This window comes from Klebsiella sp. CSG-1 (assembly GCF_056521145.1).
The window spans coordinates 208261-232899 of sequence record NZ_JBWNLD010000002.1; the positions used below are offsets into that span (position 1 = coordinate 208261).

A 24639-nucleotide genomic window follows, 5' to 3' on the forward strand; every position below is an offset into this window, starting at 1 on the left:
CATGACGCAATCTTCATATAACGCTGATGCCATTGAGGTACTCACCGGGCTAGAGCCGGTTCGCCGCCGTCCGGGGATGTACACTGACACAACACGTCCTAACCATCTCGGTCAGGAAGTTATTGATAACAGTGTGGATGAAGCACTGGCTGGCCATGCCAAACGCGTGGAGGTCATTCTTCATGCCGATCAATCGCTGGAAGTGATTGACGATGGGCGCGGGATGCCGGTTGATATCCACCCGGAAGAAGGGGTTCCGGCGGTTGAGCTGATCCTGTGCCGGCTGCATGCGGGCGGCAAATTCTCCAGCAAGAACTACCAGTTCTCGGGTGGCCTGCACGGGGTGGGTATTTCGGTGGTCAACGCCTTGTCAAAGCGCGTGGAAGTGAACGTGCGCCGCGATGGCCAGATCCACAGCATCGCCTTCGAGAACGGCGATAAAGTTGAAGATCTCCACGTCACCGGTACCTGCGGTAAACGCAATACCGGAACCAGCGTGCATTTCTGGCCGGATGAGAGCTTCTTTGATAGTCCGCGCTTTTCCGTCTCGCGCCTGACGCACGTACTCAAAGCCAAAGCCGTACTCTGCCCTGGGGTCGAGATTGTCTTCCGTGACCAGGTAAACAACAGCGAACAGCGCTGGTGTTACCAGGACGGCCTGACCGATTATCTGTGTGAAGCGGTGAACGGCCTGCCGCTGCTGCCGGAAAAACCGTTCGTCGGTAACTTCTCCGGCGAAACCGAAGCGGTCGACTGGGCGCTGCTGTGGCTACCGGAAGGCGGGGAACTGCTGACCGAAAGCTACGTTAACCTGATCCCGACCATGCAGGGCGGTACCCACGTTAACGGCCTGCGCCAGGGTCTGCTCGAAGCGATGCGCGAGTTCTGTGAATATCGCAATATCCTGCCGCGCGGCGTGAAGCTGTCTGCGGAAGATATCTGGGATCGCTGTGCCTACGTGCTGTCGGTGAAAATGCAGGATCCGCAGTTTGCCGGTCAGACTAAAGAACGTCTCTCTTCGCGTCAGTGCGCGGCATTTGTCTCCGGCGTGGTGAAAGATGCCTTCAGCCTGTGGCTGAATCAGAACGTGCAGGCGGCGGAGCTGCTCGCCGAGATGGCCATTTCCAGCGCTCAGCGCCGGATGCGCGCGGCGAAAAAAGTGGTGCGTAAAAAGCTGACCAGCGGCCCCGCGCTGCCGGGCAAGCTGGCAGACTGTACCGCCCAGGATCTGAACCGTACCGAGCTGTTCCTGGTCGAAGGGGACTCGGCGGGCGGCTCTGCCAAGCAGGCGCGCGACCGGGAATATCAGGCGATTATGCCGCTGAAGGGTAAAATCCTGAATACCTGGGAAGTCTCATCTGATGAAGTGCTGGCGTCGCAAGAGGTCCACGACATTTCGGTGGCTATCGGCATCGATCCGGATAGCGACGACTTAAGTCAGCTGCGCTACGGCAAGATTTGTATTCTCGCGGATGCGGACTCCGACGGCCTGCACATTGCCACGCTGCTGTGCGCGCTGTTTGTGAAGCATTTCCGCACGCTGGTGAAACACGGGCACGTCCACGTTGCGCTGCCGCCTTTGTACCGTATCGATCTCGGCAAAGAGGTTTACTACGCGCTGACGGAAGAAGAGAAAGCTGGCGTGCTGGAGCAGCTCAAACGTAAGAAGGGCAAACCGAACGTACAGCGCTTTAAAGGGCTGGGTGAGATGAACCCGATGCAGCTGCGTGAAACCACGCTTGACCCGAATACCCGCCGTCTGGTTCAGCTGATTATCAGTGATGAGGATGAGCAGCAGACCACGGCGATGATGGATATGCTGTTAGCCAAGAAACGTTCGGAAGACCGTCGTAACTGGCTGCAGGAGAAAGGGGATATGGCGGATCTGGAAGCCTGACCTACTGTTTAAGCAGAACTGGCGCTCCGCCAGTTCTGACTCACTTCTTATTTTTTCTTCGCGCGCAGGCTTAAATGCCGGACTGCAGAATACGGATACTGGTCTCCAGCACGTCGCCTTTCACCGCTTCAGCGTAGGCTTTCATGTGCGGAGTTTGCAGATGCGCTTCAAGGTGGGCAACGCTTTCCCACTGTTCAACCATGACGATCGAATCCGGGGAAGTGCTCTGGAAACTCACGCCGGCAGCGTGGTCAACCAGCGGCGCATAGCCGTGGCAGCCCTCTTCCTGTAAAACCACCGGAACAAGTTTTGCAAACTGATCAAGTACCGCCTGGCGATGATGTTGGCCCGGACGTGTACGAATTTCTGCGATCACTGTTAACATGATTAACTCAACTCCTTCTGTATGTAGACCTTTAGTTAACCAAAAATCTGCGCCAGATGCTTGCGATATTCTGCTATGTCACGCGGAACATCCGGCATTTTAATGACGTCGTTGGCGATAAAGGTCGGCAGAGGGGTCATGCCGAGGAACTGGTTGGCTTTATGGAACGGCAGATAAACGCCGTCAACGCCCACGCCGTGGAAGAACTGATCTTTATCGGTAAAGGCATCCATCGGTGCGTTCCAGGTCAGGGAGAGCATGTACTGCTTGCCCTGAATCAAGCCGCCGGAACCATATTTCTTGCTGGCGTCGGAGCGGGTGCGCCCGTCGCTGGCATACAGCGAGCCATGCCCTTCGGTGAAGACGTCATCAATATATTTCTTCACGGTCCACGGCGCGCCCATCCACCAGCCCGGCATTTGCCAGATAACCACGTCGGCCCAGAGGAAATTCTGTACTTCCTGCTGGACGTCGTAATCGCTTTCCGCACGAACGATTTTAACATCATGCCCGGCGTCGCGCAGATAACCATCCGCGACCTCGGTCAGGGTGTCATTCAACTGGCCGTTTGAATGGGCGAATTTCTTCGCGCCGTTGATAATCAGGATGTTGCTCATTTTTTACCCTTCAGGTTTCGAGTTTGTCACTGATTTTACCCCGCGAGGCGGGGCGGTAAAATGAGCAAAATGTGCAAAGTCTTTTGCGTTAATTGCAATAATTGCTACCAGCGCACGCGCGCCGCGAAACCGCCTCCGGGCGCGTTGCTGAAGTCTACCGTCATCCGGTGCAGCGCGGCAATGCGGCGGACGATAGATAATCCCAGCCCGCTACCGGGCTCATCCTGACCGGGAGGGCGATAGAATCGTTCGCCGATCCGCGCCAGCGCTTCGGGGCTGACGCCCGGGCCATTATCGCGTACGGAAAACTCACGTGCATCAAGAGTGATATCGACCTGGCTGCCGGGAGGGCTGTAGCGTACGGCGTTATCCAGTAGATTACGCACCAGCAGACTCAGCAGCAGCGGCTGGCCTGGCTGCATGACCTGAGTTGCGTTCAGATGCAGGCGAAGCTCAATGCCTGCCTGCTGCGCAGAGTGGTACATCTCCATGACCGACGATTGCAGTAGCTCATCGATGGCAATCGTATGCACATCATCAAGCTGCGCCAGAGAATCGAGACGCGACAACGTTAAAAGCTGGTCTACCAGCCGGGTTGCGCGGTCAATCCCTTCATGCAGCTGCGCCAGCGCTTTCTCCCGCCCCTGCGGGTCGTCCATTGACAGCTGCGCGACTTCGGTCTGCACCTTCAGGGCCGCAAGCGGGCTGCGCAGCTCGTGTGCGGCATCGGAGGTAAACCGGCGCTCGCGTATCATGGTGTCATGGGTACGGGCAAACAGCTGATTCAGGGCATCGACCAGCGGCCGGACTTCACTGGGCACCTTGTCGACGTTAAGCGATTCAGCCGAGTCCGGCGCGCGCAGACGCAGCGTTCTGGTCAGCTGTTTTAACGGCGCCAGCTCCCGGCTCAGCAGCACAATCAGCAGCAGGAACATCAGCGGCAGCGCCACCAGCCAGGGGGTCAGCTGGGAGGTGACGATATCCAGCGCCATTTCCCGCCGGTAGTCCCACTCCTGACCCACGACAATACGGTAGCGGCCATCGCCGGTGGTTAACTGCAGGAAGCGCCATTCATCATCATCGTTATTCAGATAGCCATCGCTGAAGCCTTCCCGACGATTTTGCCACGGGATGTCCTGACCATTTTCGCCGTCGTGAAGCAGACGCTTGCCGTCGGCCGTGAAAATCGCGAACGCCAGCGCGTCGTCATCGAGGTGGCCGTGTTTGATCTTCTTTTTTGTCCGCACCGGCGCCGTGAGCGTATGCAGCTCGTCGAAATTCATGGCGCTCAGTCGGCGGGCAAACAGCAGCTGTTGGGTATCAAAGAGCTTATCCAGCTTTTCCGTGGTTTGTTGCCAGGCAATCAAACAGGCGATACCCCAGGCAGCACTGGTCAGCAGGAAAAAAAGGAGCGTCAGGCGGACGCGCAGGCTAAGTCGTTTCATGCATCACCGAGGGTATAGCCGATACCGTGAACGGTACGAATAAATTCACTGCCGAGCTTGCGGCGCAGGTGATGAACGTGCACCTCGACCGCGTTGCTGGAGACATCGTCGTCCCAGGTATAGAGTTTCTCTTCAATGAGCTTGCGCGGCAGAACGCGTCCGGCATTGCGCATCAGCAGCTCCAGCAAGGCGAACTCTTTTGGTTTCAGCGCCAGGTTGTCGCCGTTCACCGTCACGGTCAGGCCAATGGGATCGAGCGCAACGTGGCCATGGCGCAGCTCGCTGCTGCTCTGGCCGTGGGCGCGACGAATCAGGGCCTCCAGACGAGCGGCAACTTCAATCAGCGCGAAAGGTTTACACAGATAGTCATCGGCGCCGAGGCGCAGCCCTTCAACCCGCTGGCTGAGCGCATCGCGGGCCGTGAGGATCAGTACCGGCTCGTGGCGGCCCTGATGGCGCCATTCGCGCAGGATATCCAGCCCGTCGATACCGGGCAGCGTCAGGTCGAGGATCGCCGCGTCATAGGGCGCCGTATAGAGCGCGGCTTTGCCCTCTTCGCCACGGGTAAACCAGTCGATGCTGAAGCCCATTTTCGTCAGCCCGACTTTAATGCCATCGCCGATGAGCTTGTCGTCTTCCACCAGTAAAATGCGCATTGGCCGCTCCTGTGGCTGTCATGTGTACGCGCAGTAAACCGCGTTGCGGCAGGCGCTGTACAGTAATAAAATTTCTTTTTTCTGCTTAAGAAGTCGTTAAGTTTTGCCTGATGTAATCATGGTCATATAACCAGATAAGGGAGAACATCTTATGAAGAAAATGGCTGCAATGACCGCGATCGTCGCTTTAATTTCTATGCCGGTGCTGGCTGCTGAACAAGGTGGTTTTAACGGACCAGGCGCGACGCAAACCAGCCAGACGTCTACGCAAAAAGGCGGTTTTATTGGCCCGAGCGGGAGCGTAACGACGGTGGAAAACGCCAAATCCTTGCGTGATGACACCTGGGTGACCCTGCGCGGTAAAATCGTGCAGCGGATTTCCGACGATCTGTATAAATTCCAGGATGCTTCCGGGACGGTGAATGTGGATATTGACCATAAGCGCTGGAACGGCCTGACCGTCACACCGCAGGACACCGTTGAGATCCAGGGGGAGGTCGACAAAGACTGGAACTCGGTTGAAATCGATGTGAAGCAAATCACTAAAGTCGCGCCGTAATCTCGACATCGCGCAAGATCGGTCAGGAATCGCTATCCTCGCTCTGCCAGAGTATGTCCGCAGGAGGAGACGATGAACGAGACCAGAACCAGCCCGGCGTACGCCGGGCGTTTCCAGCGAGTGTGTTTATACATTGAGCGTCATCTCGATGAACCCCTGTCGCTGGAGACGCTGAGCGCGATCGCGCACAGCTCGCCGTATCACTTTCACCGGCAATTCACTGCCTGTAGCGGCATACCGCTATATCGCTATATCCAGTGGCTACGTCTGCGCCGCGCTTGCTGGCGACTGGCGTTCAGGCCGCAGGATAAAATCATCGATATTGCCCTTGATGCCGGCTTTCAGAATCCGGAATCGTTCAGTCGTGCTTTCCGTGCCGCGTTCGCTCAAAGCCCCAGCCAGTTCCGTCAACAGCCGGACTGGCAGGAGTGGCACCGACGCGTTCCGAAACATACGTTACAGGAGCAACATCCGATGGTGGTTAAAATAGTCCAGTTCCCTGAGACGCAGGTGGCGATGTTGCGCCACCGCGGCAGTCCTGATTTGGTCAATGCTACGGCGGCGCAGTTTATTGCCTGGCGCAAGGCGAGCGGGTTATCGCCGATCGCCACCAGCGCGACCTGGGGCGTGTCGTGGGACGATCCCGCGACCACCCCCGCTGACGATTTCCGTTTTGATATCTGCGGGTCGGTCAGTGAACCGATAGCGGAAAACACCTTTGGCGTGGTGAATGGCACTATTCCGGGCGGGCGATGCGCAGTGGCGTGCCACCACGGCTCTCTGGATACGCTCGCGCAAAGCATCTGGTCTCTCTACCGCGACTGGCTACCGACGTCGGGTGAAACGCCACGCGATTTTCCGCTGTTTTTTCGTTACCTCAACTTTGTCCATGAAGTCGGCGAACACGAGCTACAGACCGATATTTATCTGCCGTTACGCTGATTAGCGCCAGCGGAATCCTCAGCCGATCTCACGGCCTGTGACTCAGGGCGTGAGATCGGGTATTATCGCCGGTAGTTTTGCCGCCCGCACGGTCGGTACGCAGATTGAGGATTCACGATTAATGAGCGATATGGCAGAGCGCCTTGCGCTGCATGAATTTACGGAAAATGCTTACCTGAACTATTCCATGTACGTCATCATGGACAGGGCGTTGCCGTTTATTGGCGATGGTCTGAAGCCGGTCCAGCGTCGCATCGTTTATGCGATGTCTGAGCTGGGGCTGAACGCCAGCGCGAAGTTCAAAAAGTCCGCCCGCACCGTGGGTGATGTGCTGGGTAAATATCACCCGCACGGCGATAGCGCATGCTATGAAGCTATGGTGCTGATGGCGCAGCCATTCTCCTACCGCTACCCGCTGGTGGATGGGCAGGGGAACTGGGGGGCGCCGGACGATCCTAAATCCTTCGCCGCGATGCGTTATACCGAATCCCGTTTGTCGAAGTATGCGGAACTGCTGCTGGGCGAACTGGGGCAGGGAACCGTCGACTGGGTGCCGAACTTCGACGGGACGATGCAGGAGCCGAAAATGCTGCCTGCGCGTCTGCCGAATATTCTGCTGAACGGCACTACCGGCATCGCCGTCGGTATGGCAACCGATATTCCTCCGCACAACCTGCGTGAAGTGGCGCAGGCGGCGATTACCCTGATCGAAAAACCGCAGACCTCGCTCGACGAACTGCTGGATATCGTTCACGGACCCGACTACCCGACCGAAGCCGAAATCATTACTCCACGCGCGGAGATCCGCAAAATCTACCAGAACGGCCGCGGTTCGGTGCGGATGCGCGCGGTATGGAAAAAAGAGGACGGCGCGGTCGTGATTACGGCGTTGCCGCATCAGGTTTCCGGCGCCCGCGTGCTGGAGCAAATTGCCGCTCAGATGCGCAACAAAAAGCTGCCGATGGTTGACGATCTGCGCGATGAGTCGGACCACGAAAACCCGACTCGCCTGGTGATCGTCCCGCGTTCGAATCGCGTGGATATGGAACAGGTGATGAATCATCTGTTCGCGACCACCGATCTTGAAAAAAGCTATCGCATCAACCTGAACATGATCGGCCTCGACAACCGTCCGGCGGTGAAAAACCTGCTGGAGATCCTCGCGGAGTGGCTGACCTTCCGCCGTGACACCGTGCGTCGTCGTCTGAACTACCGCCTGGAGAAAGTGCTCAAGCGTCTGCACATCCTCGAAGGTTTGCTGGTCGCGTTCCTCAACATCGATGAAGTGATTGAAATTATCCGCCACGAGGATGAACCGAAGCCGGTCCTGATGTCGCGTTTTGGCATCAGCGAAACCCAGGCGGAAGCGATCCTTGAGCTGAAACTGCGTCACCTCGCCCGACTGGAAGAGATGAAGATCCGCGGCGAGCAGAGCGATCTGGAAAAAGAGCGCGATCAGCTGCAGGCGATTCTGGCCTCTGAACGGAAGATGAACAACCTGCTGAAGAAAGAGCTGCAGGCCGATGCCGAAACCTTCGGCGACGATCGTCGTTCACCGCTGCGCGAGCGCGAAGAAGCAAAAGCGATGAGCGAGCACGACATGCTGCCGTCTGAACCGGTGACCATCGTACTGTCGCAAATGGGCTGGGTGCGAAGCGCCAAAGGCCACGATATTGACGCGCAGGGCCTGAGCTATAAAGCGGGCGATAGCTGGAAGGCGTCGTCGAAAGGCAAGAGCAACCAGCCGGTGGTGTTTATTGATACCACCGGGCGTAGCTACGCCATCGATCCTATTACGCTGCCGTCGGCACGCGGTCAGGGCGAGCCGATTACCGGCAAACTGACGCTACCGCCGGGCGCCAGCGTTGAACATATGCTGATGGAAAGCGACGATCGCAAGCTGCTGATGGCCTCCGACGCCGGCTACGGTTTCGTCTGTACCTTTAACGATCTGGTAGCGCGCAACCGCGCAGGCAAGGCGCTGATTACGTTGCCAGATAACGCGCGCGTCATGGCGCCGCTGGTGATTGAAGATGATTCAGACATGCTGCTGGCGATCACCGCTGCCGGACGCATGCTGATGTTCCCGGTCAGCGACTTACCGCAGCTGTCGAAAGGTAAGGGGAATAAGATTATCAATATTCCGTCGGCGGAAGCGGCTTCCGGTCAGGATGGCCTGGCGCACTTGTTCGTGCTGCCGCCGCAGAGCACGCTGACTATCCACGTCGGGAAGCGCAAGATTAAACTGCGTCCCGAAGAGCTGCAAAAAGTCACCGGTGAGCGCGGTCGTCGCGGCTCGCTGATGCGCGGACTGCAGAAAATCGATCGTGTGGAAATCGATTCACCGCGTCGGGCATCGTCGGCGGGCGATAGCGAAGAGTAAGATGAGCCTCCCCTGCTATCCGGTAGGGGAGGCTAAAATTTGCCGCAAAATCGTTGTTTATTCAGGTGTTGCGATTAACAATAGGCGCAAAATCATTCAAGATACGTCGGGGCGGCCAGCAAATGACCCCCGACGCCTGCAATCTGCTAAACAGCGAGTCAGTACCCTATACACGTGAGCGGCGCTTAAATGCCACGGCGAGCGTGTCAGGCGTGTCGTGCACGTGCGGTCACGATGTACCGGGCGATATTGCCGTTCGCGCGCATACGAGCTGAAGTTTAACGGGTATCATTCTAAGCGGTTTGGGTTTTAGAGGTAGCTATGCTATTTATTTTTCGACTAATTGTTGTTGTTATTTATTGTCTCTTTGTGTGCATATTTGGCTGTATTTACTGCTTGTTCAGCCCGCGTAATCCTAAACACGTGGCCACCTTCGGGCATCTGTTTGGCCGACTCTCTCCGCTATTCGGCCTGAAGGTAGAAACGCGTAAGCCTGCTGATGCAGAGAGCTATGGCAATGCGATCTACATCGCTAACCATCAGAACAACTATGATATGGTGACGGCATCAAATATCGTACAGCCGCCGACCGTGACCGTGGGTAAAAAGAGCCTGGTGTGGATCCCGTTTTTTGGTCTGCTCTACTGGTTGACGGGGAACCTGCTGATTGACCGAAATAACCGGGCGAAAGCGCATGGCACTATCTCGCAGGTCGTCAATACGTTTAAAAAACGCAAAATCTCTTTCTGGATGTTCCCGGAAGGTACGCGCAGCCGCGGCCGCGGTTTGCTCCCCTTTAAAACCGGCGCTTTCCACGCGGCTATTGCCGCTGGCGTACCGATTATTCCGGTGTGCGTTTCCAATACATCGAATAAAATTAACCTCAATCGCCTGAACAATGGTTTGGTGATTGTCGAAATGCTGCCGCCGGTCGATACCAGCCAGTTTGGTAAAGAGGGCGTACGTGCGCTGGCAACGCACTGCCGCGAGCTGATGGCGGCGAAGATTGAAGAGCTGGATCGCGAAGTTGCTGAGCGCGAAGCGGCGGCAAAGAAATAAACCAGGAACTGCCGCGATAGCGCGAGCACAGGGCTAGCGGGAAACGAATTCCCTTTTTGATGAGTTAGTATTCCATGGAGTTAATATGTCACTCAGTCGGCGTCAGTTTATTAAGGCTTCAGGCGTAGCGCTGTGCGCGGGAGCCGTGCCGCTGAACGCACATGCCGCCGGCCAGCAGCCAGCCTTGCCGGTTCCACCGCTGCTGGAATCCCGCCGCGGTCAGCCGCTGTTTTTAACTCTGCAGCGGGCGCACTGGTCATTTACCCCGGGAACGCGCGCCTCGGTATGGGGTGTGAACGGCCGCTATCTCGGGCCGACGATCCGCGTGTGGAATGGCGATGATGTTAAGCTCATTTACAGCAACCGCCTGACGGAAAACGTCGCCATGACCATTCGGGGCCTGCAGGTTCCCGGTCCGCTGATTGGCGGCGCGGCGCGAATGATGTCGCCGAACGCTGACTGGGCGCCGGTGCTGCCGATTCGCCAGAGTGCCGCCACGCTGTGGTATCAGGCGAATACCCCGAACCATATGGCCAGACAGGTCTATAACGGTCTGGCGGGTATGTGGCTGGTGGAAGATGAAATCAGCAAAAACCTCCCGGTTCCTAATCACTATGGCGTGGATGACTTCCCGGTGATTATTCAGGACAAGCGGCTGGATAATTTCGGTTCGCCGGAATACAGCGAGCCCGGCAGCGGCGGTTTTGTCGGCGATACGCTGCTGGTAAACGGCGTACAGAGTCCGTATGTCGAAGTGTCGCGCGGCTGGGTGCGCCTGCGTCTGCTGAACGCCTCTAACTCCCGCCGCTATCAGCTGCAGATGAGCGATGGCCGGCTGATACATGTCATCTCCGGCGACCAGGGCTTTTTACCCGCGCCGGTGTCGCTGAAACAGCTGTCGCTGGCCCCCGGCGAGCGGCGAGAAATTCTGGTGGATATGACCAACGGCGATGAGGTGTCGATTACCTGCGGCGAAGCGGCGAGCATCGTTGATCGTATCCGTGGCTTCTTCGAACCGTCGAGTATCCTGATTTCTACGCTGCTATTAACGTTGCGTCCAACGGGACTGCTGCCGCTGGTCACCGATAGTCTGCCGGTGCGTTTGCTGCCGACGGAGTTCTTGTCCGGCACGCCGCTTCGCTCACGGGATATCTCTCTGGGCGACGATCCGGGCATTAACGGTAATCTGTGGGATCCGCAGCGCATTGATATCACCGCCCAGCAGGGCACCTGGGAGCGCTGGACGGTGCGCGCCGATCGGCCGCAGTCGTTCCATATCGAAGGGGTGATGTTCCAGGTGCGTAACGTGAACGGGTCCGCACCGTTCCCGGAGGATCGCGGCTGGAAAGATACCGTCTGGGTCGACGGGCAGGTGGAACTCCTGGTGTACTACGCGCAGCCTTCCTGGCCGCATTTCCCGTTCCAGTTCCTGAGCCAGACGCTGGAGCTTGCCGACCGGGGTTCAATTGGCCAGATGCTGGTCAATCCGGCGCCGTAATGCCTCATACCCTGACTGAATCACGGTCAGGGTATAAGAAAATCTCCCTTCATTTCCATCATCGATCCGGCTTATAATCGCCGCCCTTTGATTATTTTTTTATCATTTTTTCCGGAAGCAATATGAGCGCAATATCCCTGATCCAACCGGATCGTGACCTTTTTTCCTGGCCGCAGTACTGGGCCGCCTGCTTTGGCCCGGCGCCATTTTTACCAATGTCACGCGAAGAGATGGATCAACTTGGCTGGGATAGCTGCGACATTATCCTGGTCACCGGCGATGCGTATGTCGACCATCCAAGCTTCGGAATGGCGATCTGCGGACGCATGCTGGAAGCGCAGGGATTCCGCGTCGGGATTATTTCCCAGCCTGACTGGAACAATAAAAATGACTTTATGCGCCTCGGCAAACCGAATCTGTTCTTCGGGGTCACCGCCGGCAATATGGACTCGATGATCAACCGCTACACCGCTGACCGTAAGCTGCGCCACGATGATGCTTATACCGCGGGCAATGTTGCCGGTAAACGTCCTGACCGCGCCACGCTGGTCTATACCCAGCGCTGTAAAGAAGCGTGGAAGGATGTCCCGGTTATCCTCGGGGGGATCGAGGCCAGCCTGCGTCGTACCGCGCATTATGATTACTGGTCTGATACCGTGCGCCGTTCGGTGCTGGTGGACTCGAAGGCCGATATGCTGATGTTCGGCAACGGCGAGCGTCCGCTGGTTGAAGTAGCGCATCGTCTGGCTGCCGGTGAGCCGATTGGCCAAATTCGCGACGTGCGTAATACCGCCATTATGGTCAAAGAAGCGCTGCCGGGCTGGAGCGGCGTGGACTCTACCCGTCTGGATACTCCGGGTAAAATTGACCCGATCCCGCACCCGTATGGCGAAGACCTGCCGTGCGCGGATAACAAAACCGTCGCGCCGCCAAAACAAGAAGCCAAACGCGTCACCGTTCAACCGCCGCGTCCGAAGCCGTGGGAAAAAACCTATGTCCTGCTGCCTTCCTTTGAGAAGGTGAAAGGGGACAAGGTGCTGTACGCCCACGCGTCACGTATTCTGCATCATGAGACCAACCCGGGCTGCGCGCGCGCGTTGATGCAAAAGCACGGCGAGCGTTATATCTGGGTTAACCCACCGGCGATCCCGCTGTCGACGGAAGAGATGGACAGCGTTTTTGCGCTGCCGTATAAGCGCGTCCCGCACCCGGCATATGGCGACAGCCGTATTCCGGCTTACGAAATGATTCGTTTCTCGATAAACATTATGCGCGGCTGTTTCGGCGGCTGTTCTTTCTGTTCCATCACCGAGCATGAAGGTCGCATCATTCAGAGCCGTTCCGAAGATTCGATCATCAACGAGATCGAAGCGATTCGCGACACAGTTCCCGGCTTTACTGGTGTTATCTCCGATCTTGGCGGTCCGACAGCCAACATGTATATGCTGCGCTGCAAGTCGCCGCGTGCGGAACAAACCTGTCGCCGTTTATCCTGCGTCTATCCGGATATCTGCCCGCACATGGATACCAACCATGAGCCAACGATCAATCTGTATCGTCGCGCCCGCGATCTGAAAGGGATTAAAAAAATCCTTATCGCCTCTGGCGTGCGCTATGACATCGCCGTCGAGGATCCGCGCTATATCAAAGAGCTGGCGACTCACCACGTTGGCGGCTATCTGAAGATTGCCCCGGAACATACGGAAGAAGGCCCGCTGTCAAAAATGATGAAGCCGGGTATGGGAAGCTATGACCGCTTTAAAGAGCTGTTCGATACCTATTCGAAGCAGGCGGGTAAAGAGCAGTACCTGATTCCGTACTTTATCTCTGCGCACCCGGGCACTCGCGACGAAGATATGGTGAACCTGGCCCTGTGGCTGAAAAAAAACCGTTTCCGTCTCGACCAGGTGCAGAACTTCTATCCGTCGCCGCTGGCCAACTCGACCACCATGTATTACACCGGCAAGAATCCGCTGGGTAAGATTGGCTATAAGAGTGAAGAGGTTGTGGTGCCGAAAGGCGACAAACAGCGCCGTCTGCATAAAGCGCTGCTGCGTTACCACGATCCGGCGAACTGGCCGCTGATTCGTCAGGCGCTGGAGAGCATGGGCAAGAAGCATCTGATTGGATCGCGCCGTGACTGTCTGGTTCCTGCACCAACGCTGGATGAGATGCGCGAAGCGCGTCGTCAGAACCGCAACACCCGCCCGGCGTTAACCAAACATACGCCCATTGTGCATCAGCGTTCGAACGCCGGGGAGACGGCGAAGAAGCCCGTAAAACGTGGCAAGGTTGCCAGCCGTTAAGTCTGTTGTATGGCCCGGTGGCGCTTAGCGGGCCGGTAAAAACGGTGAACCACAGGCCGGATCGGCGTTAGCGCCATCCGGCCTGTTTACGTTCTATCCGCCGAACTGATCCGGATCCGGCCCCAGACGTTTGTTCTGGTCCAGTTTTGCCATCTCACCCAGTTCGTCTTTATCGAGACGGAAATCCCAGACGTTGAAGTTCTCCGCAATACGTGCCGGCGTTACCGATTTCGGAATCACCACCAGCCCGTTGTCCAGGTGCCAGCGGATAACAATCTGCGCGGGCGTTTTACCGTATTTATCCGCGAGTTGGTGAACGATTTTTCGATCGAAAACGCCTTCTCCCCCTTGCGCCAGTGGACTCCAGGATTCCGTCTGAATTTTATGCGTGGCGTTCCAGGCATGAAGCTGACGTTGCTGGAGTAAAGGATGAAGCTCTACCTGGTTTATCACCGGCACGACGCCGGTTTCATCCAGCAGCCGCTGGAGATGATGCACCTGGAAGTTACAGACGCCGATGCTTTTGACCAGCCCCTCTTTTTGCAGCTCAACCATGCCTTTCCAGGCGTCAACGTAGTGGTCAATTGCCGGAACCGGCCAGTGCATAAGATAGAGATCGACATAATCGAGCTGCAGCTTGCGCAGGCTCTCTTGCAGCGCTTCACGAGGGCGTTTTTGGTCGTCGTTCCACAGTTTAGTGGTGATAAACAGCTCATCGCGGGGGATGCCTGCGCTGCGCAACGCATTGCCGACACCGGTCTCATTTTGGTATGCGGCGGCGGTGTCAACAGAGCGATAACCGACTTCCAGCGCCTTATGAATGGCGGAGACGACTTCCTCGTTGCCTGCTTTCCACACGCCGAGACCCAGTTGTGGCATCAGGTTGCCGTCGTGCAGTTTTATAACGGTTGGATGTGTCATGCCTTCCTCCTGTTAATGAAACTCAGCGGTGTACATTCCGCTAAGGGGTAGCATTAAGTCTGGACGAAATAGCTAAAAACGGTAGTAAAACTCTTCTCCTTCCCGCAAGTTCGCGGCAAGAAGAAGAGAGGGATAAAGGGAAACTTAGCGTGCGGCCTCGTAAATCCGACGGCTGACCTCAAGGGTGATATCCTGATTTTCACCCAGCGCCGTCATGCCGTGTTCTTCCAGTTTAGCCAGTAACGCCGGGATAGAGCTACCGTCCAGACCGTAGTCGGAAAGACGGGTCGGTACGCCAAGCTGTTCGAAGAAGTTACGCGTCGCGGCGATAGCGGCATCGATACGTTCGTCTTCAGAACCCTCGGTAATATTCCAGACGCGAGCGGCATATTGCAGCAGTTTCGCGCGTTTAGTATCGCGTTTTTCATTCCACAATACTGGCAGCACGATGGCCAGCGTCTGGGCATGATCGAGGCCATGCATCGCGGTCAACTCGTGACCCAGCATGTGCGTTGCCCAGTCCTGGGGAACGCCAGCGCCGATCAGGCCGTTTAACGCCTGGGTCGCGGCCCACATAATATTGGCGCGAACGTCGTAATTTTCCGGCTCCTTCAGCGCTTTCGGACCCTCTTCAATCAGGGTCAGCAGAATGCCTTCGGCAAAGCGATCCTGAATTTTGCCATCAACCGGATAGGTAACGTACTGCTCAACGGTATGGACAAATGCGTCAACCACGCCGTTGGCCACCTGACGCGGCGGCAGGGTATAGGTGTAAACCGGATCGAGGATCGCAAACACCGGCTGGACATGAGCAGACATGAAGGCGCGTTTGTCGCCGGTGGTTTTACGTGAAACCACGGCACCTTTATTGGATTCGGAACCGGTTGCCGGCAGCGTCAGCACGGAGCCCATCGGGATCGCACTTTTCACGTGGCTGCCGTAGGTTTCGAGAATTTCCCACGGATCGACGTTTTCGTCATAGTGCGCCGCAGCGGCGATGAATTTCGTGCCATCCAGTACCGAACCACCGCCGACGGCGAGCAGGAAGGTGACGTTTTGTTCACGGGCGATTTTCACCGCGTTCATCAGCGTTTCGTAAGAGGGGTTTGGTTCAATCCCGCCAAACTCCAGAACGTCGAAGCCGTTCAGGGCGTTGAGGACCTGATCGAGCACGCCGGTTTTCTTCACGCTGCCGCCGCCGTAGGTCACCAGAATCCGGGCATCCGCCGGAATTTGATCGCGCAGGTTATCGATGGCGCCTTTACCAAACAGGATGCGGGTTGGGGTATGTAGATCGAAATTGTTCATTATTCGTGCCCTCAAAAAAAGAAAACTGCCGACTGAGAGGATGCCTCGGCCAGATGACGGTCATTGTGGTCCTGTCGCCGGTTCCTCTCAATGCACATTCCTGCCGTTGTCTTGCCCATTTCTCCACTGAGCTGGAGAAAAGGCAGAAATATGCGCACAATGCAGAGGTGAAAAAACGTCTGGAGAAGCACCGAAAATGAACCGCGCCGAGATATGCCAGCTGTTGACGGAAAAGGTTAATGCACTGAAAGATAACGAAGAAAATCTTAGCTTGCTGCTGCCAGATATTCGTCTGTTGTACGGTACGCAGCCGGGTACCCGTACGCCGGTGATGTACCAGCCAGGCATTGTTTTTCTCTTTTCGGGTCATAAAATTGGCTACATCAATGAGCGGACTTTTCGCTATGACACCAATGAATATCTGCTGTTGACGGTACCGCTGCCGTTTGAGTGCGAGACCTTCGCGACGCCAGAGGTGCCGCTGGCGGGATTGCGCCTGAATGTGGATATTCTCCAGCTGCAGGAGCTGCTGATGGACATAGGCGAGGATGAGCTGTTTCAGCCGGCGATGGCCTCCAGCGGCATCAACTCGGCAGCCTTATCGGAGGAGATCCTGTGCGCGGCGGAAAGGCTGCTGGATGTGATGGAACGTCCGCTGGATGCGCGTATCCTCGGCAAACAGATTATCCGCGAGATCCTCTATCACGTGCTCACCGGGCCATGCGGCGGGGCGCTGCTGGCGCTGGTCAGCCGACAAACCCACTTTAGCCTGATTAGCCGTGTTCTGAAGCGCATTGAAAGCCAGTACACCGAAAACCTCAGCGTCGATCAGCTGGCGGCGGAAGCCAATATGAGCGTCTCGGCGTTTCATCATAATTTCAAATCGGTGACCAGCACCTCGCCACTGCAGTATCTCAAAAGCTATCGCTTACATAAGGCGCGGATGCTGATGATTCATGACGGGATGAAAGCCAGTGCCGCGGCGATGCGCGTCGGCTACGAGAGCGCGTCGCAGTTCAGCCGTGAGTTTAAACGCTACTTTGGCATGACGCCGGGAGAAGATGCGGCGCGGATCAGAATGATTCAGGGACTGTGACGGAGAAGGGCCGGGTTTCATTCCCGGGAAGGCGGGCAGCGCCGCTCCCGGGAAGGTTCTGTCAGGCGTTACAGAATTTTTTCTTGATAACCACGACCACGGTACCCACCAGCCCGGCCACCAGCAGCGCGATTGGCAGAATCATCAGGCAGGTCATGACCTGGTCTTCATGTCGCTTCACGAACGGGATCATGCTGAGCGCATAGCCCAGACCGGTAACCACGCCGACCCACAGCAGCGCGCTGAGCCAGTTGAAGAACTGAAAGCGGCGGTTGGAGAGCCCGGAAATGCCGGCCATCGTTGGCAGCAGGGTGCGCACGAAGGCGAGGAAACGACCGGCCAGCAGCGCCAGAAGACCATGTTTATCAAACATACAGGTCGCGCGCTGATGGTACTTCTGCGGCAGATGGGCGAGCCAGCCTTTGACGGTTTCGGTATTGCCAAGCCAGCGCCCTTGCAGATAGCTCAGCCAGCAGCCAAGGCTGGCAGCGGCGGTAAGGATGGCAAGAGTCGGCACAAAGTCCATGACGCCTTTGGCTATGAGCGCGCCGGCGAGCAGCAGCAGGCTGTCCCCGGGTAAAAATGAAGCGGGTAGCAGACCGTTTTCCAGAAACAATGTCATGAACATGACCAGATATACAACGCCCACGACCTGGGGGTTTGCCAGCGCGGCAAAATCATGTTGCCACAGGGCGGCGACAATCTCTTGAATGACAACCATGGACTTTCCTAAGTGGTACCGTATTTTTGATTAGTGTACTCCTGAAGAGCCCCGAACACCTTGATCTCGGGCGCAACAACAGCGGCCGCCTTACGCAGAACGTCCGCTATTGTTGCCACTCGCTGTCACTTTACACGATACGGGAGAAGCCTGCCGCTAAATCCGCCAGCAGATCGTCAACATTTTCTAAACCGATATGGACGCGAATCAGCGTGCCGCTGAAATCGACTTCAGCTTCCGGACGAATTGAGGCGATTTGTTCCGGCTGATTAGCCAGAATCAGCGATTCAAAGCCGCCCCAGGAGTAGGCCATGCTGAACAAGCTGAAGTTGTCGAGATATGCAGCAAGCCCGGCGTCGGTCAGGCGCTTATTGAGGACAAAAGAGAACAGGCCGCTGCTGCCGGTAAAATCGCGCTTCCAGAACTCATGGCCCTTGCTGCCCGGTAGCGCAGGGTGGTTGACGCGCGCGACCTGCGGATGTTGCGCCAGCCATTCGGCGATACGCAGGCTGCTTTCGTGATGCTGACGCAGGCGGACGCCCAGGGTGCGCAGGCCGCGGCTGGTCATATAGGCGGTATCCGCATCGACCATTTGTCCCATCAGGTAGGCATTTTCCCGCAGCTGATCCCAACAGCGCGCGTTGGATACCGCGGTGCCGACCATCGCATCAGAGTGGCCTATCAGGTATTTCGTCCCGGCCTGGATGGAGATATCGACGCCAAAATCCAGCGCTTTAAACAGCACGCCGGCGGCCCAGGTGTTGTCGATCATGATAATCGCCTGCGGGGCAACGCGGCGTACGGCCGCAACGATTGCCGGAACGTCGTGCACTTCCATGGTGATAGAACCGGGTGACTCCAGGAACACCACTCGGGTGTTCGGCTGAATCTGGCGGGCGATATCGGCGCCAATCAGCGGATCGAACCAGCTGGTGGTTACGCCGAGCTTCGCGAGGATTTTAGTGCAAAAGTCCTGGCTGGGCTCATACGCGGTGTTGGTCATCAGGACATGGTCGCCCTGTTCGACGAAGGCCAGAATGGTATTGGCAACGGCTGCGGCGCCGCAGGGAAACAGCGCGCATCCGGCGCCACCTTCCAGTTCGCACATGGCTTCCTGTAGCGAAAAGTGGGTCAATGTCCCGCGACGGCCGTAAAACAGCTCGCCTTTTGCCCGGTTGCGGGTGGCGTGTTTTTTGGCTTCGACAGTCTCGAACACCAGCGATGAAGCCCGCTGAATCACGCTGTTGACCGAGCCCTGAGTATATTTTTTACTGCGCCCGGCATTGACCAGCGCGGTATCAAGATGTTTATCAGCCATGTTTTTTTTACCTGGTTTTATACGTCTGGACGTCTAAACTAGCATGAATGACTCAAGCTGTACCGGGGAATGGCCGATACGGGCAAAAATTTTGCGAAATCCGCGGTCGGCCACTTTTTTACTGCGTAAGCGCAAGGAATCTAAACGTGATTTGCTGCACAGTGTAAATACTAATGAGAACCACTATCAATTCGATGCTTTTTTGATATTATTGTGCTCAGATTTTGTGATTGACGTCCTGGAGATTCAGCGTGGGTAATAATTTGATGCAGGCGGACCTGTCCGTTTGGGGTATGTATCATCATGCCGATATTGTCGTTAAGGTCGTGATGATTGGCCTGATTTTGGCGTCGATAGTCACTTGGGCTATCTTTTTCGGCAAAGGTGCTGAAATCCTCTCCAGTAAGCGCCGCCTCAAGCGCGAACAGCAGCAGCTCAGCGATGCTCGTTCCCTCGATCAGGCCAGCGATATCGCAAACAGTTTCCACCCGAAAAGCTTAAGCACCCAGCTTATCAACGAAGCGCAGAACGAGCTGGTGCTCTCTGAAGGCGTCGAAGATAACGAAGGGATTAAAGAGCGTACCGGTTTCCGCCTTGAGCGTCGCGTGGCGTTCGTCGGCCGTTATATGGGCCGCGGCAACGGCTATCTGGCGACCATCGGGGCGATTTCCCCGTTCGTCGGCCTGTTTGGTACCGTCTGGGGTATCATGAACAGCTTTATCGGCATTGCGCAGACGCAGACGACTAACCTTGCGGTAGTTGCACCGGGCATCGCTGAAGCGCTGCTGGCGACCGCCATCGGCCTGTTTGCGGCGATTCCTGCCGTGGTTATCTATAACATTTTTGCCCGTATGATCGGCAGCTACAAAGCGTCGCTCGGCGATGTCGCCGCGCAGGTGCTGCTGCTGCAAAGCCGTGACCTGGATCTGAGCGCCAGCGGCGTAAAACCGGTCCGTACCGCGCAAAAATTACGAGTAGGTTAATGCTTTATGGCAATGCATTTTAACGAAAACCTCGATGATAACGGCGAAATGCATGACATTAACGTCACGCCGTTTATTGACGTCATGCTGGTGCTGTTGATCATCTTTATGGTGGCGGCGCCGCTGGCGACCGTGGATGTGAAGGTCAACCTTCCGGCCTCCTCAAGTCAGCCGCAGCCGCGTCCGGAAAAGCCGATTTATCTGTCGGTGAAAGCGGATAAAACGATGTTCCTCGGCAACGATGCCATTACAGAAGAGAGCATGATCGGCGCGCTGGATACGCTGACTGAAGGGAAGAAAGACACCACCGTCTTCTTCCGCGCGGACAAAACCGTGGATTATGAGACGATGATGAAGGTCATGGATACCCTGCACCAGGCGGGTTATCTGAAGATTGGTCTGGTGGGTGAAGAAACCGTAAAAGCGAAATAACCCTCCCGACGACGCTCCTCAGGCTGGCCATGCGCCAGCCTTTTTTATGCCTGATACGCAGCGGCGGGAGGTTGCAATCGCCATGGCGGGTTGCGATATAATGCCGAACGTTTTTTGTTAACTCACAGGATCTTATGGAACGCTTTCTGGAAAATGCTATGTATGCCTCACGCTGGTTGTTGGCGCCGGTTTATTTTGGTCTTTCGCTCGGGCTGATTGCGCTGTCGATCAAATTTTTTCAGGAGATTTTCCACGTACTGCCGCACATCTTTAGCGTGGGCGAGTCGGAGCTGATTCTGACGCTGCTGTCGCTGGTCGATATGACGCTGGTGGGCGGCCTGCTGGTGATGGTGATGTTCTCCGGCTACGAAAATTTTGTCTCCCAGCTGGATATCAATGAAGGTAAAGAAAAGCTCAGCTGGCTGGGTAAAATGGATGCCACCTCCCTGAAAAATAAAGTGGCGGCGTCGATTGTCGCCATCTCCTCTATCCATCTGCTGCGGGTGTTTATGGACGCGAAAAACGTACCGGACAACAAGCTGATGTGGTACGTCATTATCCATCTGACCTTTGTGCTGTCGGCGTTTGTGATGGGCTATCTCGATCGTCTGACCAAGGTTAAGCACTGATACACCAGCCCGGTGGGGCAGAGCCGCCGGGCTGGTGACTTATTTATCCGACGAGGTTTGCCATAAATTGAGCTGACCATCCGCGACGTGCTGGTCAATCTGCGCCAGCTCTTCTGCGCTAAACGTCAGATTTTTCAGCGCCTGTACGTTCTCCTCCAGCTGCTGCGGGCGGCTGGCGCCAATCAGCACCGAGGTCACACGGCGGTCTTTCAGCAGCCAGCTCAGCGCCATCTGCGCCATGCTCTGCCCGCGGCGGTGGGCCATCTCCTGCAATAAACGCAGACTGTTCAGATTTGACTCACTGAGCATATTTTCCGTCAGGCCGCGCGCTCTTTTGCCTTCGTAGAACATCCGCGAACCCTCCGGGATCTGCTGGAGATATTTACCGGTCAGCAGGCCCTGCGCCAGCGGTGTAAAGGCGATGCAGCCGACGCCGTTCTCCTCCAGCGTATCCAGCAGTCCGCTGGTGTCGACCCAGCGGTTGAGCAGGTTATAAGACGGCTGGTGAATAAGCAGCGGGATATTCCAGTCGCGCAAAAGGGCGGCCATTTGCTGCGTACGTTCCGGCGAATAGGAGGAGATGCCGACATACAAGGCTTTACCGCTCTGTACCGCCTGCGCCAGCGCTGCGGCAGTCTCTTCCATCGGCGTATTTTCATCGACGCGATGCGAATAGAAAATATCGACGTAATCCAGTCCCATCCGCTGCAGGCTCTGATCGAGGCTGGCGAGCAGATATTTTCGCGAACTACCGTTGCCATAGGGGCCTGGCCACATGGAGTAGCCTGCTTTCGTCGCCACAATCAGCTCGTCGCGATAGGCGGCAAAATCCTCGCGCAGCAGGCGGCCAAAATTTTCCTCCGCGCTGCCGGGCGGCGGCCCGTAGTTATTCGCCAGATCGAAATGGGTAATGCCCAGGTCAAAGGCCTTGCGCAGCAGGGCGCGTTGGTCATCCAGCGCGTGACCGTGGCTAAAGTTGTGCCACAGTCCCAGCGACAAGAGGGGCAATTGCAGGCCGCTTTTACCGCAGTAGCGGTACTGCATGCGATCGTAGCGGGTGGCGTCAGCTAACCAGGACATGATCTCTCCTTATAAATTAAAACGTCGTTTCCATTTTAACTGGTATGGCACGCCGGCAGCGTTTGCTGGATCACAATGCGTAAGATTGCTGGCGTCACCGCGAGCTTATGCTTTGCTTAAAAGGGGTTAATTTCCGGAGAAGAGATGATGACGCGACTGACGGCGAAAGATTTTCCGCAAGAGCTGCTGGAGTACTACGACTATTACGCACACGGCAAAATCAGCAAGAGGGAGTTTTTACAGATGGCCGGGAAGTACGCCGTCGGTGGCATGACCGCCCTGGCACTGTTTAATCTGCTGAAACCCAACTATGCGCTTGCCGGGCAGGTCTCGTTTACCGACCCGGATATTCATGCGGAATATATTCGCTATCCTTCGCCCGAAGGGCACGGAGAGGTGCGCGGCTATCTGGTGATGCCGACGAAACCCACCGTAAAACCGGCGTCGGTGATCGTCGTGCATGAGAATCGCGGGCTGAATCCCTATATCGAAGATGTCGCCCGGCGAGTGGCCAAAGCCGGTTACATCGCGCTGGCACCGGATGGCCTGAGTTCGGTGGGCGGCTATCCCGGCAATGATGACGAAGGGCGCGAGCTCCAGCAGAAAGTCGATCCGCAGAAGCTGATGAACGACTTTTTTGCCGCCGTCGCCTTTATGGAAAAGCATCCGCAGGCGAGCGGCAAAGTGGGAATAACCGGTTTTTGTTACGGCGGCGGTGTGTGCAATGCTGCTGCCGTGGCGATCCCGGAACTGGCCTGCGCGGTGCCGTTTTATGGCCGCCAGCCGCCGATCGCGGATGTCGAAAAAATCCGTGCGCCGCTGCTGCTGCACTATGCGGAGCTGGATAAGCCCATCACGGACGGTTGGCCCGCCTATGAACAGGCGCTGAAGGCGCAGCATAAAGTGTTCGAGGCCTATATCTATCCTCAGGTGAACCACGGTTTTCACAACGATTCCACGCCGCGTTACGACCGGGCCGCCGCTGAACTTGCCTGGCAGCGAACGCTGGCGTGGTTTGCCAAATATCTCGGCTAAATAGGGCGGAAATAGCGCTGGCACTCGCTCAAAAAATCGCTATATAATTTTATATATAACGATTGGGGGGTGAAAGCGATGGATAACCATTTTGGCAAAGGTTTAATGGCGGGGTTGAAGGCTTCTCAGGCTGAAAGCGCCAGCAACGCAGCCGGTTTTTGCGCGGATTATAAACGTGGGTTTGTCCTCGGTTATTCTCAGCGGATGTTTGAACAAACCGGCGATCGTCAGCTTAGCGCCTGGGAGGCCGGGATCCTCACCCGCCGTTATGGCCTGGACAGAAACATGGTCATGGACTTCTTCAGGGAAGGACATTCCTGTACCGCAATGCGTTACTTTATGGCGGGATACCGGCTGGAAAGTTAACTACCGAAGGCCGAGGCCTCCGGTAGGTGAGGCGTTATGCCTGGCGTTTGTCTTCGGTCAGGGTATCGAAGTCGCTGGCGCTGTGGCGTTCATGCAGCTGCTCGTTAAGCGGGCCGTTGGTCCGGTTGACGATACGCCCGCGTTTGACTGCCGGACGATTACCGATGTCCTGCGCCCAGCGCAGGACGTTTTTATAGCTGCCGGCGTCAAGGAATTCAGCGGCGTTATACACCCCGCCCAGCACCACATTGCCGTACCACGGCCAGATAGCCATATCAGCGATCGTGTACTCTTCCCCGGAAACATAGCGGTTGCGGGCGAGCTGCTTATCCAGCACGTCGAGCTGACGTTTGGCTTCCATCGTGAAGCGGTCAATCGCATACTCGATTTTCACCGGCGCATAGTTAAAGAAGTGGCCAAAACCGCCGCCGAGGAACGGGGCTGCGCCCTGTAACCAGAACAGCCAGTTAAGGGTTTCGGTCCGCCCGGCGGGATCTTTAGGCAGGAAGAAACCAAACTTCTCAGCGAGGTACAGCAGGATGCTGCCGGACTCAAATACGCGCGTCGGCGGGGTGGTGGAGTGGTCGCTCAGGGCGGGAATTTTTGAGTTGGGGTTCACCTCAACAAAACCGCTGGAGAACTGATCGCCTTCGCCAATGCGAATCAGCCAGGCATCGTATTCCGCGCCGCTCACGCCGAGCGCCAGCAGTTCTTCCAGCAGGATGGTCACCTTCTGGCCGTTTGGCGTGCCCAGGGAGTAGAGCTGCAGCGGATGTGAGCCGACCGGTAGCGCTTTTTCATGGGTTGCGCCGGAGACGGGACGGTTGATGTTGGCGAACGCGCCGCCGTTGTTTTGCTTCCACTCCCACACTTTAGGTGGTTGGTAGTTATTCTCTGACATGAGGACCTGCCTTTTTAGTGAGCCGTTGAGGGAGTGTAGCAGGAGATGCTAAGCAGGTTTAACCGTGTGAGGCTTATTGGCCCCGGTCAGCGTCGCGCAACC

General features: G+C 56.5%; 22 protein-coding genes and 1 pseudogene. 13 read left to right on the forward strand and 10 right to left on the reverse strand.

Annotated elements, in window-relative coordinates; translation table 11 throughout:
* Position 1 precedes the first annotated feature (1 nt).
* Positions 2–1897, forward strand: a complete 1896-nt coding sequence (gene parE, locus AC007G_RS05535) for a DNA topoisomerase IV subunit B (RefSeq protein WP_032690683.1) — start codon at positions 2–4, stop codon at positions 1895–1897.
* A gap of 70 nt (positions 1898–1967) precedes the next feature.
* Here parE and AC007G_RS05540 read toward each other — a convergent pair whose 3' ends face one another.
* The 4 genes from AC007G_RS05540 to qseB all read right to left on the reverse strand — a co-directional run bounded on the left by AC007G_RS05540 (position 1968) and on the right by qseB (position 5000).
* Positions 1968–2282 (reverse strand): putative quinol monooxygenase, encoded by a 315-nt coding sequence (locus tag AC007G_RS05540; RefSeq protein WP_004867760.1) that lies wholly within the window; start codon positions 2280–2282, stop codon positions 1968–1970.
* Between the two features lie 35 nt (positions 2283–2317).
* Positions 2318–2899 (reverse strand): NAD(P)H-dependent oxidoreductase, encoded by a 582-nt coding sequence (locus AC007G_RS05545; protein WP_032690684.1) that lies wholly within the window; start codon positions 2897–2899, stop codon positions 2318–2320.
* Positions 2900–3003: 104 nt separating this feature from the next.
* Positions 3004–4344 carry a quorum sensing histidine kinase QseC gene (qseC, locus tag AC007G_RS05550; RefSeq protein WP_032698766.1) on the reverse strand — a complete coding sequence of 447 codons (1341 nt, stop codon included), beginning with the start codon at positions 4342–4344 and terminating at the stop codon, positions 3004–3006.
* Positions 4341–5000 carry a quorum sensing response regulator transcription factor QseB gene (gene qseB, locus AC007G_RS05555; RefSeq protein ID WP_032690686.1) on the reverse strand — a complete coding sequence of 220 codons (660 nt, stop codon included), beginning with the start codon at positions 4998–5000 and terminating at the stop codon, positions 4341–4343. Before qseB ends, qseC begins: the two co-directional genes overlap by 4 nt.
* Positions 5001–5151: 151 nt before the next feature.
* On the opposite strand from qseB, the gene AC007G_RS05560 reads away from it, so the two are divergent.
* The 6 genes and pseudogenes from AC007G_RS05560 to AC007G_RS05585 form a co-directional block, all read left to right on the forward strand.
* Positions 5152–5559, forward strand: coding sequence for a YgiW/YdeI family stress tolerance OB fold protein (locus AC007G_RS05560; protein WP_032690687.1), 408 nt, complete (start codon positions 5152–5154; stop codon positions 5557–5559).
* Positions 5560–5631: 72 nt separating this feature from the next.
* Positions 5632–6501, forward strand: coding sequence for an AraC family transcriptional regulator (locus AC007G_RS05565; protein WP_142629913.1), 870 nt, complete (start codon positions 5632–5634; stop codon positions 6499–6501).
* Positions 6502–6622: 121 nt separating this feature from the next.
* On the forward strand, positions 6623–8884 hold the full coding sequence (parC, locus tag AC007G_RS05570) for a DNA topoisomerase IV subunit A (protein ID WP_142629911.1): 2262 nt from the start codon (positions 6623–6625) through the stop codon (positions 8882–8884).
* Between the two features lie 321 nt (positions 8885–9205).
* Positions 9206–9943, forward strand: coding sequence for a 1-acylglycerol-3-phosphate O-acyltransferase (plsC, locus tag AC007G_RS05575; protein ID WP_004867743.1), 738 nt, complete (start codon positions 9206–9208; stop codon positions 9941–9943).
* A gap of 85 nt (positions 9944–10028) precedes the next feature.
* Positions 10029–11441 (forward strand): cell division protein FtsP, encoded by a 1413-nt coding sequence (ftsP, locus tag AC007G_RS05580; protein ID WP_032690690.1) that lies wholly within the window; start codon positions 10029–10031, stop codon positions 11439–11441.
* Positions 11442–11474: 33 nt separating this feature from the next.
* Positions 11475–13726 (forward strand): annotated as a pseudogene (locus AC007G_RS05585) (YgiQ family radical SAM protein); the annotation flags it as partial.
* Between the two features lie 114 nt (positions 13727–13840).
* Here the strand turns inward: AC007G_RS05585 and dkgA are convergent.
* Positions 13841–14668, reverse strand: coding sequence for a 2,5-didehydrogluconate reductase DkgA (dkgA, locus tag AC007G_RS05590; RefSeq protein WP_032697561.1), 828 nt, complete (start codon positions 14666–14668; stop codon positions 13841–13843).
* 144 nt (positions 14669–14812) lie between these two features.
* On the reverse strand, positions 14813–15976 hold the full coding sequence (gene yqhD / locus AC007G_RS05595) for an alcohol dehydrogenase (protein ID WP_032690692.1): 1164 nt from the start codon (positions 15974–15976) through the stop codon (positions 14813–14815).
* A gap of 196 nt (positions 15977–16172) precedes the next feature.
* Here yqhD and AC007G_RS05600 point away from each other — a divergent pair, with 196 nt between their 5' ends.
* Positions 16173–17072, forward strand: coding sequence for an AraC family transcriptional regulator (locus AC007G_RS05600; protein WP_032690693.1), 900 nt, complete (start codon positions 16173–16175; stop codon positions 17070–17072).
* A gap of 61 nt (positions 17073–17133) precedes the next feature.
* Here AC007G_RS05600 and yghB read toward each other — a convergent pair whose 3' ends face one another.
* On the reverse strand, positions 17134–17793 hold the full coding sequence (gene yghB, locus AC007G_RS05605) for a DedA family general envelope maintenance protein YghB (RefSeq protein WP_032690694.1): 660 nt from the start codon (positions 17791–17793) through the stop codon (positions 17134–17136).
* 130 nt (positions 17794–17923) lie between these two features.
* Complete coding sequence (gene metC / locus AC007G_RS05610; RefSeq protein ID WP_032698770.1) at positions 17924–19111, reverse strand: cystathionine beta-lyase; 1188 nt, start codon at positions 19109–19111, stop codon at positions 17924–17926.
* A gap of 251 nt (positions 19112–19362) precedes the next feature.
* Here metC and exbB point away from each other — a divergent pair, with 251 nt between their 5' ends.
* The 3 genes from exbB to AC007G_RS05625 all read left to right on the forward strand — a co-directional run bounded on the left by exbB (position 19363) and on the right by AC007G_RS05625 (position 21155).
* Positions 19363–20094, forward strand: coding sequence for a tol-pal system-associated acyl-CoA thioesterase (gene exbB, locus AC007G_RS05615; RefSeq protein ID WP_032690696.1), 732 nt, complete (start codon positions 19363–19365; stop codon positions 20092–20094).
* 6 nt (positions 20095–20100) lie between these two features.
* Complete coding sequence (gene exbD, locus AC007G_RS05620) at positions 20101–20526, forward strand: TonB system transport protein ExbD (protein ID WP_032690697.1); 426 nt, start codon at positions 20101–20103, stop codon at positions 20524–20526.
* A gap of 134 nt (positions 20527–20660) precedes the next feature.
* A complete protein-coding gene (locus AC007G_RS05625) occupies positions 20661–21155 on the forward strand; it encodes a TIGR00645 family protein (RefSeq protein WP_032690698.1) in 495 nt (164 codons plus the stop codon).
* Positions 21156–21194: 39 nt separating this feature from the next.
* Here the strand turns inward: AC007G_RS05625 and mgrA are convergent, their stop codons facing one another.
* Complete coding sequence (gene mgrA, locus AC007G_RS05630) at positions 21195–22235, reverse strand: L-glyceraldehyde 3-phosphate reductase (RefSeq protein WP_180888858.1); 1041 nt, start codon at positions 22233–22235, stop codon at positions 21195–21197.
* A gap of 147 nt (positions 22236–22382) precedes the next feature.
* Between mgrA and yghX the strand changes: the two genes are divergently transcribed.
* Together yghX and AC007G_RS05640 are read left to right on the forward strand one after the other, a co-directional pair.
* A complete protein-coding gene (gene yghX, locus AC007G_RS05635) occupies positions 22383–23270 on the forward strand; it encodes a YghX family hydrolase (protein ID WP_032690791.1) in 888 nt (295 codons plus the stop codon).
* Positions 23271–23348: 78 nt separating this feature from the next.
* Positions 23349–23636, forward strand: coding sequence for a DUF2623 family protein (locus AC007G_RS05640; protein WP_032690703.1), 288 nt, complete (start codon positions 23349–23351; stop codon positions 23634–23636).
* A gap of 34 nt (positions 23637–23670) precedes the next feature.
* Here the strand turns inward: AC007G_RS05640 and yghU are convergent, their stop codons facing one another.
* Positions 23671–24537, reverse strand: a complete 867-nt coding sequence (yghU, locus tag AC007G_RS05645; protein WP_032690704.1) for a glutathione-dependent disulfide-bond oxidoreductase — start codon at positions 24535–24537, stop codon at positions 23671–23673.
* Between the last annotated feature and the right edge of the window lie 102 nt (positions 24538–24639).

Bases quoted from the DNA above. Each gene is read 5' to 3' on its own strand.
- yghB (WP_032690694.1), bottom strand. From the start codon at position 17,793: ATGGTTGTCATTCAAGAGATTGTCGCCGCCCTGTGGCAACATGATTTT.
- dkgA (WP_032697561.1), bottom strand. From the start codon at position 14,668: ATGACACATCCAACCGTTATAAAACTGCACGACGGCAACCTGATGCCA.
- yqhD (WP_032690692.1), bottom strand. From the start codon at position 15,976: ATGAACAATTTCGATCTACATACCCCAACCCGCATCCTGTTTGGTAAA.
- AC007G_RS05625 (WP_032690698.1), top strand. From the start codon at position 20,661: ATGGAACGCTTTCTGGAAAATGCTATGTATGCCTCACGCTGGTTGTTG.
- AC007G_RS05565 (WP_142629913.1), top strand. From the start codon at position 5,632: ATGAACGAGACCAGAACCAGCCCGGCGTACGCCGGGCGTTTCCAGCGA.
- exbD (WP_032690697.1), top strand. From the start codon at position 20,101: ATGGCAATGCATTTTAACGAAAACCTCGATGATAACGGCGAAATGCAT.
- plsC (WP_004867743.1), top strand. From the start codon at position 9,206: ATGCTATTTATTTTTCGACTAATTGTTGTTGTTATTTATTGTCTCTTT.
- AC007G_RS05600 (WP_032690693.1), top strand. From the start codon at position 16,173: ATGAACCGCGCCGAGATATGCCAGCTGTTGACGGAAAAGGTTAATGCA.
- AC007G_RS05540 (WP_004867760.1), bottom strand. From the start codon at position 2,282: ATGTTAACAGTGATCGCAGAAATTCGTACACGTCCGGGCCAACATCAT.
- parE (WP_032690683.1), top strand. From the start codon at position 2: ATGACGCAATCTTCATATAACGCTGATGCCATTGAGGTACTCACCGGG.
- AC007G_RS05545 (WP_032690684.1), bottom strand. From the start codon at position 2,899: ATGAGCAACATCCTGATTATCAACGGCGCGAAGAAATTCGCCCATTCA.
- qseB (WP_032690686.1), bottom strand. From the start codon at position 5,000: ATGCGCATTTTACTGGTGGAAGACGACAAGCTCATCGGCGATGGCATT.
- yghX (WP_032690791.1), top strand. From the start codon at position 22,383: ATGACGCGACTGACGGCGAAAGATTTTCCGCAAGAGCTGCTGGAGTAC.
- yghU (WP_032690704.1), bottom strand. From the start codon at position 24,537: ATGTCAGAGAATAACTACCAACCACCTAAAGTGTGGGAGTGGAAGCAA.
- ftsP (WP_032690690.1), top strand. From the start codon at position 10,029: ATGTCACTCAGTCGGCGTCAGTTTATTAAGGCTTCAGGCGTAGCGCTG.
- metC (WP_032698770.1), bottom strand. From the start codon at position 19,111: ATGGCTGATAAACATCTTGATACCGCGCTGGTCAATGCCGGGCGCAGT.
- parC (WP_142629911.1), top strand. From the start codon at position 6,623: ATGAGCGATATGGCAGAGCGCCTTGCGCTGCATGAATTTACGGAAAAT.
- qseC (WP_032698766.1), bottom strand. From the start codon at position 4,344: ATGAAACGACTTAGCCTGCGCGTCCGCCTGACGCTCCTTTTTTTCCTG.
- AC007G_RS05560 (WP_032690687.1), top strand. From the start codon at position 5,152: ATGAAGAAAATGGCTGCAATGACCGCGATCGTCGCTTTAATTTCTATG.
- AC007G_RS05640 (WP_032690703.1), top strand. From the start codon at position 23,349: ATGGATAACCATTTTGGCAAAGGTTTAATGGCGGGGTTGAAGGCTTCT.
- mgrA (WP_180888858.1), bottom strand. From the start codon at position 22,235: ATGTCCTGGTTAGCTGACGCCACCCGCTACGATCGCATGCAGTACCGC.